Raw genomic sequence first — 13,309 nt, 5'->3', positions numbered from 1 at the left:
AATCAATAATTATGATACTACAAATTTCTGATTGGTGGAGTGCCATGGATATCGTTGAAAAGATATACTGGGGTATCTCTGTACCATTTTCAGTTCTGTTTCTCATTCAAATGGTAATGACTTTTCTTGGAGGAGATGTAGACGATGTTGCGGCTGATGGAGATGCAGATGTTTCTGGAGATACGGGAATAGATTTTCAGTTTCTTACACTAAAGAATCTGATTGCATTCTTTACCATTTTTGGTTGGACAGGCTTAATCTGTTTACACATGGGATTTGGTCCTGGGTTGGCAACTTTTATAGCAACCATTGCTGGTTTAATCATGATGGTAATCATGGCTTCTATCATGTATTTTATGGGGAAACTAACCGAAGAAGGAACCTTGAATCTGAACAATGCAATAGGCAAAGTTGGTAATGTATACCTTACCATTCCTGGTAACCGAAAAGGCATGGGAAAAGTGCAGATTCAAGTACAAGGCCTACAAACTTTAGATGCCATTACCGATGCTGAAAACGACATTAAAACAGGTGCTGTTGTTGAAGTTGTCGAGATCCTTAACGATCAAATTCTTGTTGTATACCCAATAGGTTAATCAATTAATAATCATTAAAACCATTTAAATAACAAAATCATTATGGGAGAATATATTGTTCTTTTAATTACTGCTGCAGTAATATTCGTATTTGTCCTGATTGTATCCTTCTTTAAAAGGTACAAGCGTTGTCCATCCGACCGAGTTTTGGTTGTGTATGGTAAGGTAGGAAAAGGTAGTGGAGCCGAATCGCGCTCAGCCAAGTGTATTCATGGTGGTGCCGCTTTTGTATGGCCAATCATTCAAGATTATGCGTTTCTTGATCTTACACCAATTTCAATTGAAATTAACCTGACCAATGCCTTAAGTAAGCAGAACATTCGTGTTGACGTACCTTCGAGATTTACTGTTGGGGTATCTACCGAAGCTGGTGTAATGACCAATGCTGCTGAGCGTCTTCTGGGATTATCGCAGGCAGATGTGAGCAATTTGGCAAAGGATATCATCTTTGGTCAGTTGCGTTTGGTTGTCGCTACCATGGATATTGAGGAAATCAATAGCAACCGTGATAAGTTCCTTGCTGCGGTATCATCAAATGTTGAGGCGGAATTGAAAAAGATTGGTTTGAAACTGATCAACGTGAACGTTACGGATATCAACGATGAATCGGGTTATATCGATGCATTGGGTAAGGAAGCAGCTGCGAAAGCGATAAATGATGCGAAGAAGAGTGTAGCTGAGAAGAATCGTGATGGTTCTATTGGTGAGGCCAACGCAATGCAGGAACAACGTGTTCAGGTTGCTGCGGCAGATGCAACAGCTGTTGAAGGGGAGAATACGGCGAAAATTACTGTTGCCAATTCGGATGCTGATAGACGTGAAAAAGAAGCGGAAGCGGAACGTTTGGCTACGGCTGCAGAGAAAGTTGCTACAGCACGTGCATTAGAGGAAGCATATTCGGCAGAGCAGAAAGCAGAAGCTGCCCGTGCGGTTCGTGATAAAGCATCGCAGACTGCAGATATCGTTGTGCCTGCACAAATTGACAAGGAAAAGATTGAGATTGCTGCAGAAGCGATTGCAGAGCAAACCCGTCGTCATGCGAAAGGGGAAGCAGATGCTATTTACATGAAGATGGAAGCGGAAGCGAAAGGGATCTATGAGATTTTGAGTAAGCAAGCTGATGGTTTTGATAAGATTGTAAATGCTGCTGGTAGCGACGCTAAGGATGCTGTAATGTTAATGATTGCAGATAAGTTGCCAGAATTGGTATCTACGCAAGTTGAAGCTATCAAGAACATCAAGATTGATAAGGTTACCGTTTGGGAAAATGGCAATGGCAAGGATGGTAAAACATCTACTGCTAACTTTATGCAAGGCATGATGGGATCGATTCCTCCAATGGAAGAATTGTTCAAAATGGCTGGAATGGAGCTACCAACTTATCTTGGCAAAAAAGTAGAAGCAAATAATGAGACTGTAGACTTCGAAGATGTTTCTGAACAAGAAAACAAAGAAGAGGAATAAGCAGTTGATCGGATAGAAGTGAAAAGGAGCATCGTTTGGTGCTCCTTTTTTGTTTTTAATTAGAACGAGTTATTTAATTATCTCATTCTTGTTTGATTGTAGATCACTGTTATCATTTGATATTTCATTTGGAATAAAAAATAATAATAAACCTATGCTACCAATAATTAATATTCTTGCCATCATCTTTCGAACGAATATATCCTTTGTCTTGTGATACTCAATAAAGGATAGTAAGCAGCTAAGAAAACATGCTGACAACCCAATGTAAAATAAGGTTGTCGCATAAGGATAAGACATTAATTTAAAAAGTATTGAAATTAGTAGAATTGGTAAACCCATTCCACAGATTTTAACTGTAATTGAATTATTAACCTCTTCTTTTATAAATACTTTTCTGATTCTATAGGCAATTGGATCATTACTGCTTAAATAATACAAGAAATAATAAATAGCCAATAAATTAAGACTTATAGTTAGAATTATACCAGAATATGGTAGTTCAAATTGTTTTAAAAGTAATGCAACAATCGTAGCAATAATGGCAATTAGTTCTATTTTTTTCATTTGGAATTTTAAGAATTATGTGATTTAATTTCGGCTTCAAGTGTTGTTAGTTTTTCCTCAATAAAGGAGTAATCTTTTATTAATTTAAAGGTTACAATTGCTGCAGGAACAAAGAAGAATCCTAATATCATTTCGGCCATCGAGTAATCAATTAAACCTTGTAATGTTTCTTCGTCATCAAAGAATTTAGATACGATATTGGTTACAAAGTTGGCAAGAATCCAAAGTGTCCACCAAATCGTGATTAAGCTTGTCATATTAATAAATGAATAATCTTCCGAGAACTCAATTAGTTTCTTTTTAGAATCTTCATACATCTCCTTCATAATTTTATAGGGAATAAAAAGACTGGCAATAGGAACAATCCATCCCCAAATGGCCCAACTTTTTTGATAAGAAGGATGTTTAAATCTGGTATGATAATTCTTGTATCCTCTATAAAACCATATGGCAAATAGTATCGCAGATGTGATAAAGGCTAAATAATGAATTGCCATGATGCAGGTATGTCTAAAATCATTATCTTCTGCCATTTGAGTTGTTACTGTTTCACCATTTAGAGCTAATGTTAATAAGTTATACTGCATGTAATGCGATAACATGCCCAGTAATTGAGTTGAAAGAACCAGCCACATGATCCACATGACAGTATTCGCCAATTTTTTATTAGGAAGGATGTACTTGCTAATTTCAACTTCCTTTTTTATAATTTTTTCATCTTGAATAAAATCTGGACAGAAGTCTTCAAAAGAAGGTTTTGCTTCTGTTAATGAGCATAGAATACCTTGCTGTGAATCAAATTTACGATTGCTACATGATTTACAGGTTTCAATTTGTTTCATAGAAATTTTTATTAGGTTTTATATGGTGAAAGTAGCAATAATCATAAATCAAAACAATAAATAAAAAATGCAAATGTTGAATACAAAAACACCTCAACCTCCCAAAGGGAAGCCAAGGTGCTCAACTATTAACTAATGAAAAACTAGATGTGCTCAATAAAATTGAGCGGTGTTTGTTGTTGTTGTGTTTTAAATTTCGTCTGTTAGTAATAGTAAATAATGTGCTGCCGACCATGAAAAATGATTGGCATTTAATCCTTCACCCGTAATTGGATGATAGTTTTCACGGATAGGAGCATCCTGCAATAAGCCTTCTGCGTTGTTTAGTAATTTTTGAGTCAATGCATCGGCATCTTGCTTGTAGCCATAGTTTTTCAAGGCCTGTACTCCAAAATATGCCTGATCTAACCACACTGGTCCTCGCCAGTATCCTTTTAAAGGATTGAATTTGTGATGATCGGCAACCAGGGTAGGAAAGGGCACTTTGGTTGCGAATTTTGTACTATCTGTTAGTAAGTTTTTAACACCCTTTGCCTGCTCCTGGTTCGCGATATTTGTATACAAAGGAATCCATCCTTCAGGACCTTGCTGAACAGTCAATAATTTTCCTGTTTTAATGGCTCTATCGTAAAAGAATCCCTCTTTAGCATCGTAGAAATCTTTTGATATTCTTTCTTTTAATTCTTTGGCAGCCAGTTGGAATGATTTGGATTCATCGTCTTTGCCTAGTAGTTCAGCCAGTTCGGACAACTGCTCTTTTTCTGCATACAAGTAGGCATTCAAGTCAACTGATTCCTGATCCATAGACCATCCATGATCGTTATTCTTTAGCATTTTTGCATCATCGAAACGTACTGCATTGTCCATTCCGCTTTCCCATTTGGCAGCAATAATGGTTCCATCGGTCGATCCATACTCACACAATCCATTTTGGTCGTGATCGCGATATTGGTACCACCATTTGTGATATTTTACCAATTTAGGATACATTTCACGTACGAAATCCAAGTCGTTGGTACGTTTGTAAATTTCCAATACAGCCCAGGCTGCCAATGGAGCTTTGGTATCGCGCCAGTTGTTTTCTTTCGGATCGAAATACACACAATCAGCTACCATTCCCATCTCATCCTGATACTGGAACATCGATAAGATATTGCTCTTGGCCAATTCTGGATTAAAGCGAACCAATGCTACCGCTTGTTTCCAGCTATCCCACGACCAGAAACCGTAAAAACCCTGGTATGCAGCCGATGGAAATACACCATCGTGTTGCAAATCGCCCGCAGGAGAACGCCAGTTGGTCAGTAAAGTTTGTACACATTTTACAGCAAGCTGTTGGTTTACATCTTTATCTAATAATGGGTTCTTGCTATCCAAAGCTTTGCTTAAATATCCGTTCCAACGCGATTTGTTTTGTGAGAAAACATCTTGAGGATCTTTCAGCCATAGGCTTAGCAATTTTCCTTCTGCCATAGCTTCTTTCTCATTAAAGTAATGGGAGTGAAGCATGCTAATTTCACTTTTCTGACCAGCTTTTACCAATTGATTTTCGCTAAGATTCATTTGGTATGAAAGCTTGTTTTTGGCAACGCTTACTTCATTTGGCAGGTGAGTTTGCATTAAGAAGATTTCATCACTCTTTTTGTAATTTACCTGAACACCATTGGTGCTTTTTGCCAATTGTAATTCTTTCTCGAACAATTCTCCTTTCCAACCCACTTTAAGCTGCATCTCCTTATTGGAATTATTGCTTATGGCTGTTTGGATAAGAGAAGTTCTGTTACTGGCAAATACAAGTTGAATATCGATTGTAATGTCCTGCAATTGCAATTTCTGCTGCAACTTACCTGGTTTGTAATTCATTTCGGCCTTTGCTTTGCTCAAGTCAATTTCTTGATTTGTATTGGCATCGGTCAAAACCAATTGGCATAGGTTTTTACCCAACCATTGTCCCCACATTTTCATGCTCAAAGGTCCGGCAAAACCACCATAATAGGCAGTACTGTCCTGATGAGGCAAAGCATACCCATGCCAGGCTCCCATATCCGAGAATCCAAATGGTTTTAAAGCGTATTGTTTTGCAGGCACTCCTTGTATGTTGAGTACGTTGCTATATTTTTCTTGTAGATCTATTGCTGCATCCTCTTTCTTCTCTTGCTTTTTTTGAGCGCAGGAAGAGAACGAAAGTATTGCTGCAATTAAACTGATGTGTATGAATTTCATAGTACTTAAATAGCTTGCGCCCTTACAGGGCTTTGTTACTTAATTAATTCTTTTTCATAGGCCTTCGACCTATGCTAGTACTCTTTCCCCTTCAGGGAAATATATTTGTTTATTATTTCTGCTAAGCTTGGCCTGAAAGGCCTTTAGCAAAAGCAACGGGCAGAGCCCGTTGTATTGATGTATTTTGTTTTAAGCCCTGAAAGGGCGTAAGCTGTTATTTATTTCACTCTAGTCTTACTCAACTCATTCAAATCCTTTTCTCCATTAATCGGACGAAGGATAAAGCTGTATTGATAAGGCTGAGAAGGAATACAATATTCAGCATGAACAGGAGCACCCCACGAGTTGTCGCCACCAATACCCATTTGCTTGTAGTCAATTTGGAAACTGATTACATCTCCTTGTTTAATTGCATTACCGTGTTTGTTTGGTTTGTCCTTGCCACCATGATACAATTCCTTGTAATCGAAACCAAGAGCCGAACCTGATAGTAATGGTGCTCCAATTGCCATCAAACCTTTACCATCTTTATTGGTAAGTGCTATCCAGCGAAGATCGGTTTTGTTACCTGTTTCCTGAGGACGAACATATGGGTGATATTGCTCCCAAACTGTTCCTTTGTAATGATTAACCATCGCACCTGATTTTCTGTCCCACATACTTTCCTGTGGTCCACGGCCAAACCATTCGATGTTCGAAAACTCTTTTGGCAGCTGCATTTGCATTCCCAAACGTGGCATCATAGGTAGATCATTTGATTGAGGAACGAAAGTGTTTTCGATTTTAACATCGCCATTACCTGATACCAGATATTTCGTTTTGTAGCTGCTAGAGGCTGTTGGTAAATTGTATTTTACGATCACCTCGATTTGTTTTGGTGAAATTTGATTGGTTTCAATGGAAAGCAACTCACGTTTTTCCCCGGCTGTCTTCCAGACCTTACATCTGGCTGGGGTACCATTCCCTAAGTCATTATCGGTAACCGCACGCCAGAAGAAAGGTTCCAAATCTTTTTCAATCAATTCTGTTCCATCTATTTTATAAGAGTTTAAACTTCCGTTTGATTTCGAAATACGAAGTTTAAATCCTTTAGCATCGATCTTAATCTCATTCTGATCTTCGTTCAGTGTAAGTACAGACAATTGATTTGCTTCAATAGCTGTTACCTCCTTATGAATTGGCAGCTGGAATTGTTCCCATGCAATTCTGTGCCCTTTCGGAACCATTGGTTGTTCAACAGTGCTATGCGCTTCGAACAGCAAGAAATATTCCTTACCTGGCTTGGCCTTAATATCAGGCATTCCAACACTAAACCTTCTGCTTTGATGAGCAGACAAGCCTTTAGAGTCAACCGTTCCATTTGCAATTTCTGTGGCATCTTCTTTCAGAGTCCAAGTAATCTCAACATCATCCAAGTTGATAAAATCATATCGGTTGATCAGTTCAAACTGGTTTGCAGAATGATCTATTTTTTGAATTGCAATTGGTTGATATACTTTCTTAACTTCCCAAATGTGAGGATGAAGTTTTCTGTCAGCACTTACCAATCCGTTGGCACAGAAGTTAGAATCGTTTTGGACTTTGTAAACTCCCATGTCGCCACCATAGCCGAAAATGGTATCACCTTTTTCATTGGTTTTTCTGAAAGTCTGGTCTACCCAATCCCAAATGAATCCACCTTGTAACTGTCGGTGTTTGTAAATTAAATCCCAGTAATCTTTCAGGTTCCCAACGCTATTTCCCATGGCATGGGCATACTCACACTGGATTAAAGGTCTTTTCTGTACATATTCCACATATTTCACCATCTCCCACATGCGATCGTACATAGGGCAGAAGATATCAGTATTAAATTCTCTACCTGAATCTTCAGATTGCACAGGACGGCTTTTGTCTCTTTCTTTAATCCACTTGTAAGTGGCATGGAAGTTACGACCTCTTCCTGTTTCATTTCCTAAGGACCAAATGATAATGGATGCATGGTTTTTATCTCGTTCCACCATTGAAACGGTTCTGTCCATGAATGCCTTTTTCCAACGAGGCTTATCCGCTAAAGTTTTTTCTTTGTTGTATGGTTCACAACCGTGAGCCTCAATATTGGCTTCGTCAATCATGTACAATCCATATTCATCACATAGCTCGTACCAACGTTCACGATTTGGATAGTGAGAGTTACGAACAGAGTTGATATTGAATTGTTTCATCAACAGAATGTCCTGAATCATGGATTCTTCAGTAATTACTCTACCATTATCCATATCATGCTCATGGCGATTTACACCACGAACAATAATTGGCACACCATTTATCTGTAGTAATCCGTCTTTGATTTCACTTGTGCGGAATCCAATTTTTCTGCGAATTACCTCAATGGTTTTATTGCCTGATTTCAATTCAATCTGAAGCGTATAGAGATTCGGTGTTTCTGCAGTCCATTTGCGTACATTAGGAATTGTTTTTGAGAAAATAAAATCATTATCACCTTGTACTAACTTGCTGTTTGATTTCAAGCTGACAACTTCTTTTTTTCCATCTAAAACTTTTACCTGTACAGATCTGCTAGCACCTTTATTTGCAACTTGGTTTACTTTAACATTCAAAGAAAACTCCCCATCTGTATAGGTATCATCCAAGCTTGCCTGCACAAAGAAATCTCTGATGTGAGTTTTAGGTCTTGCATACAGATATACATCACGCTCAAAACCACTTACCTTCCAATAATCCTGGTCTTCAAGGTAACTTCCATCGCTAAAGCGATAAATTTCAACAGCCAATTGATTTTTGCCTGGCTTTACGTATTTGGTTAGGTTAAATTCTGCTGGAGTTTTACTTCCTTGAGTATATCCAACTTTCTCTCCATTAACCCATACATATGCAGCAGAGCGAACTCCACCAAAGTGAATATAGATTTCCTGGCCTTTCCAGTTTTTTGGAATGGTAAAGTTTCTCTTGTATGATCCTACCGGGTTGTAATCGTGTGGAATGTATGGTTCGTTGTTTGGAAAAGGATAGGAAACATCAGTGTAGATAGGCACTCCATATCCTTCCAGTTCCCAATGTGCAGGAACTTTAATATCATCCCATTTTGATACGTCGTAGTTGGTTTTGTAAAAATCTACCGGACGATCGGCAGGTTTTCTTACCCAATTAAATTTCCAAGTGCCATTTAAATTGATAAAATAGTTGGAATTGGATTTACTATTTTGAATGGCTTTGTTTTCTGTTCTGTAAGCAAAGAAAGATGCTCTTGCTTGCTCTTTGTTGATACCAACAACCTCTGGATTTTCCCAGTCGTTCTGTTTGCTGTTCTCTTGAGCGTAAATGCTCTGGTAGAAGAGAAGAAGCATTATCGTTAAAAGTGTTCTCATGATTAATGTCAAAAATCAAGTCAAAATTTAGAATTGCTAATTATTTAGTTTAAATGTTCGTGTTTTAGGTCGAAAAGAGAATCCGGCAAACAATCACCACAACCCTGCCGGATTACTCTTTTCTTCCTGTTTGGATCTTTACGATCCTTGTTTGTTGTTTGTGTATTTGGTAATTAATGTATTCCTGATTTCATTGTATACATCCAACACTTTTTGCATGTTTTCATGACACTTTTCAGTCAGGAATTCCTTTGCCTTTTTAGGGCTTTTATCGTATAGTTTTTTTGCTTGCTTGTCGTTTTCTTCAATCTGATTGAAAAAATCGGTTTGCAAAGGCTCTCTCATTGTAAACAGATCTTCAACCGCATCCTGCCATCTTAAATAAAGCAGGTTGTCAACAAAATCGATTGCCCAACGTGCCGATCTTGGATCATACTGATTCGGATCATATATCTTATAAGATTCGTGAATCTCTTGTGTGCCACAGTAAATCGGAATGTATGGTGATGTGTACTGATTATCCTGGAACACCCAGTAAATGCCACCAATAGGATCAGGTAACCATGATCTCAACTGACAAATCATACCATAATTTCCTTTCGAGACATTTCTACGATTTGTAATGTCCAACAGTTCACGCATTGCCTTGGTTGGGAAAGGAGTTGTTAATGGACTTTTAACCAATTTGCCATCCTTGCTTGGAACATACCAATCAGGATCTGAGGTTTTATCGTAAATGGTTCCCTCAAATGTGGAGCGTTGAAATTCCATGATATCCTGAACTGATATTTTATTTTCTGGTTTAACCGAGAATGGATACATGGAAATATCTTCTACATATTGGTGGTAAGCGTCTTGTCCTTTAAATGGATCGCTTAATTTTCTGTCTGGCCATTCTTTATAATTTGGAGCATATTTAGAGTAGAACAACCAAAACCTTCCGCTCGACCATTCACGAAGGGTAGGGCTGTATGCCTCTTGCCAAATAAATGGTTTACCCGATTTTGGATTGTACCAACCATGATCGATGGCAACTTGCTTGTAGTTTTTTGAAGCCATAAACCATTCTGGTTTGCTCAAATCGATTTCCTTAATGATACTCCAATTTGGAACAATGGCAATGTGATTATCCGGAACTCTTTGTGCTGCCCAGATTGCTCCTGATTTACCCGAGTTTGGTTCCCAGTCTTTACCTACAGCAACAATTTCCAATACCCAAACTTCGTTAGGATCGGCAATGCATAATGCTTCTGACTCAGGTCCACAGGATGGTAAGAAACCATATTCCTCCATCAATGAGGTAATCAACTTGATTGCTTCGCGAGCAGTTTTACATCTTTGCAATGCAAAAATCTGAGCTTGCTCAACAGTCATGATTTGCTTCCCGGATTCTCTGTCAACTTGCAACTCTTTTTTCTGACTCAAAGTACTTTCCGCAATGGCCAACTGAAACTCATTCATATGAGAATAAGCAGAATGAAAATAAGTATAGGTCTGTTGAACTTGTGGGATGTAACCTAGTATTTCTCCATACTCTTCCAACCCGCCATTAATTTCCTGCAAACCATAGTACACTGCAGCTTTTGATCCTGCAGGAAACTTTCTTCCATGAACCACTCTAATTCTGGTATCATTTCCACCATAGGTGTGCGATGTGATCACCGAACCATCAACAGTGGCTTTTTTACCAGCAACTATATCTGTACAAGCATGACTTTTGGGTAAAATCAGGCAAGCTAAGATTGTAAGCAAAACTAGTTTTTTCATGATTTCATATTTTTACCTCATCCTCTAACTCCTTCTCCTAAATGAGAAGGAGGATTATTACCGCAAATTTTTGAGGTCATCCCTCTTCTTAAGGAGAGGGACCGAGGGTGAGGTGTTAATTATTTATTATTAATTCTCAATTGGCATTTCCAACCACTCTTCCAAAGTCTTGATGATTTCAGATTTCATCTCAGCAGGAAAATGTCGGATTCTTGTTCCATGAGCACCTTCTGGGTTGACAAACTTTTTACACTTTGTGTTGTCTTTAAGGTCAACTGCTGTTGCCGACCATGTATCCCATTCTCCATAAATGAAAAGCATTTTCTCTGCATCCGTTTGTATCCATTTGTTCACTTTGATCATGGATTCTGGATTGAATTGTCTGATAGGTTCATTGGGAAATACATGATCGAATGTCAAATCATTCTCGTATTGAATGTATGGTTTGAATGGTTCTACCTCATAACTGTACATTCCAATTTCGGTAAGAGCTTGATGATAGAAAGCCAAACTTGGTTTTAAGCTAATCTCGTCGAAGAAATCCATACCAGAAACACGTACCAAATGCTTGAATAAAATCGAAGCTTCGGAGTCTGAAGAAGGGATATCTTCACACTTTGTTCCTCCCCATTGCCAGAAAGCAAAAGAGTATTCCAAAATGGAAAGATCAAGAGCTTTTTCCAGTCCCATTGAGAATGAATATCCTTTCTGTTCAGCATGAGTTTTTGCTAGAGGAAGAAGATCTTTTTTGTTTTTAAAACAAGCCAATTGAAACTGGTAAATCTTATCTCTGCATTCCTTGCTGCCAACTGTTGCCAGGTGTTTGTGTATTCTCTTGTCTTCTCGTACTAAATTTTGAGGAGCTACATAAGGAACACTTACATCCACATCATTTGGGTAGAAAAAGCGGTGGTAAATGGTTGTTTGTCCACCTTTACTAATACCCGTAGTAATCCATTTGTTCTTGTAAATTTTCTTTAATGCTTGTATTACTTTGTGTTGATCTGCTGCGGCTTGCTTGATATTTAAATATTTCCAATCCAGGCTATCAGGCATTGAATTCTTAAAATATCTGTGCTCAATGGTCAATTGATTGGCATTTAAAAGTTTGCTCAATTCACCAGCTTTTTCTGTCCAGATATTATAACCCTGAATCTCAACAGTCATCGGTTTTTCAATGGCATGATGCCCCAGTAGCACTCTTTGTTTAAATGTTCCGGCTTCAGGATTTTCATGATCCAAAGGCTGAGTAAAATACAATTCATAGTATTCGGCATATGTTGTGTCGCTGGTAATTTTTTGAACTGTTACATCAGGAATTTGATTTAGTTTCTCTTCCAATGTTAAAGGTTGAGTACAAGCAGCAAGTCCAATGCTTAGTACAAAAAGAAGAGAGATAATTTTAGAGCTTAGTTTGTTCATGATTAGATTTTGTTTTTATCTGAAAATAAATCCATCCTTTAATGGATCATTTGGATCGAAATAGAATTCATTTTGTCCGGTAATAGAAGCTGTACCACTTACTTCTGGAATGATAGCATTCATGCCTTGATAAACACAGCTATCTACAACTTTAACACTCATGCAGGTGCCAAGAATACTTTCGATGATGATCTCTTCATCTTTTTCCAGTTCACCTTTGGCATAATGTATGGCAGCACGCCCGCTTACACCAGATCCAGTTGAAGAACGATCAACTTCACCTTCAGCGAAAATGCAGACATTTCTAGTGTGGTGATTCAGATCTTTTGCCTCTCCAATAAAAATTGTTCCGTACAAGAAACTCAAATCCTCTTCTACCGGATGCTTGATTTCAAACTGATCCCTTACGGCATATTTGATTTTTCTGCCATAATCAATTAGCTTATTGTAATCTGTTTCATCTAATTTTAGGTCCAATTCATCAGCCTGTACATAAGCATAAAAAGCTCCGCCATAGCCAATGTCAAACTTCACATTTCCGATTTCAGGCACATTTACCACCTGATCTTTCATCGGCATGAAAGAAGGAACATTTTGAAAGCTTACCTTTTCAACCTTTCCATTTTTTCTGAATGCCTTGCAGGTAATTCTTCCGGGAGGGGCATCGATTTTAATTGTTGGATTTTGCTCTTCACGAACAATCATTCCTGTATCTAAAACCAGTGTTACCAAGGCAATCATTGCATGACCGCACATGGTACTGTAGCCTTCGTTGTGAAGGAAGAAAGTACCAAAGTCGCCATCTTCAGTTGTAGCCTCAGTAATAATCGCCCCATACATATCAGCATGTCCGCGAGGTTCCCACATGGTTCCTGTTCTGATATAATCAAAATTATCTCTAAAGTATCTTCTCTTTTCCAGTATGGTATTTCCTTTGATTTCAGGAAGCCCACTAGTATATACCCTTAAAGGTTCACCTCCAGTATGAAGATCAATGGTTTTGATCTTTAACCAGTTCTTAGGAGGGATCCAATTCCAATTGTCGGTAATATTCATAGCT

Annotated in this window: 9 protein-coding genes; 2 read left to right on the top strand and 7 right to left on the bottom strand. The window is 38.2% G+C overall.

Annotation, left to right across the window (positions count from 1 at the left end; genetic code table 11):
- Positions 1–11 precede the first annotated feature (11 nt).
- Positions 12–596, top strand: coding sequence for a hypothetical protein (locus tag DF185_RS22095; protein ID WP_110363787.1), 585 nt, complete (start codon positions 12–14; stop codon positions 594–596).
- A gap of 42 nt (positions 597–638) precedes the next feature.
- The gene (locus DF185_RS22090) at positions 639–2,060 is read left to right on the top strand and encodes a flotillin family protein (RefSeq protein WP_110363785.1); all 1,422 of its coding nucleotides are present in this window, start codon (positions 639–641) and stop codon (positions 2,058–2,060) included.
- Positions 2,061–2,129: 69 nt separating this feature from the next.
- Here DF185_RS22090 and DF185_RS22085 read toward each other — a convergent pair whose 3' ends face one another.
- The 7 genes from DF185_RS22085 to DF185_RS22055 all read right to left on the bottom strand — a co-directional run bounded on the left by DF185_RS22085 (position 2,130) and on the right by DF185_RS22055 (position 13,305).
- Positions 2,130–2,627, bottom strand: coding sequence for a hypothetical protein (locus DF185_RS22085; protein ID WP_110363783.1), 498 nt, complete (start codon positions 2,625–2,627; stop codon positions 2,130–2,132).
- An 8-nt stretch (positions 2,628–2,635) separates the two neighbouring features.
- Entirely contained in the window at positions 2,636–3,469 is an 834-nt protein-coding gene (locus DF185_RS22080; RefSeq protein WP_110363781.1) for a DUF4328 domain-containing protein, read from the bottom strand.
- A 189-nt stretch (positions 3,470–3,658) separates the two neighbouring features.
- Positions 3,659–5,692 (bottom strand): MGH1-like glycoside hydrolase domain-containing protein, encoded by a 2,034-nt coding sequence (locus DF185_RS22075; RefSeq protein WP_110363779.1) that lies wholly within the window; start codon positions 5,690–5,692, stop codon positions 3,659–3,661.
- 218 nt (positions 5,693–5,910) lie between these two features.
- Positions 5,911–9,060, bottom strand: coding sequence for a beta-galactosidase, LacZ type (lacZ, locus tag DF185_RS22070; protein ID WP_110363777.1), 3,150 nt, complete (start codon positions 9,058–9,060; stop codon positions 5,911–5,913).
- A gap of 138 nt (positions 9,061–9,198) precedes the next feature.
- Positions 9,199–10,827: a dipeptidase gene (locus tag DF185_RS22065; protein WP_110363775.1), complete on the bottom strand. Its 1,629-nt coding sequence runs from the start codon at positions 10,825–10,827 to the stop codon at positions 9,199–9,201.
- 129 nt (positions 10,828–10,956) lie between these two features.
- Positions 10,957–12,249 (bottom strand): S28 family serine protease, encoded by a 1,293-nt coding sequence (locus tag DF185_RS22060; protein ID WP_110363773.1) that lies wholly within the window; start codon positions 12,247–12,249, stop codon positions 10,957–10,959.
- Positions 12,250–12,264: 15 nt separating this feature from the next.
- A complete protein-coding gene (locus tag DF185_RS22055; RefSeq protein WP_110363771.1) occupies positions 12,265–13,305 on the bottom strand; it encodes a proline racemase family protein in 1,041 nt (346 codons plus the stop codon).
- Positions 13,306–13,309: the final 4 nt, after the last annotated feature.

Source organism: Marinifilum breve (assembly GCF_003202155.1).
GTDB classification, from domain to species: Bacteria; Bacteroidota; Bacteroidia; order Bacteroidales; family Marinifilaceae; genus Marinifilum; species Marinifilum breve.
The sequence above is the reverse complement of the archived record's forward strand: the minus strand, read 5'-3'. Positions and strand labels throughout refer to the sequence as shown.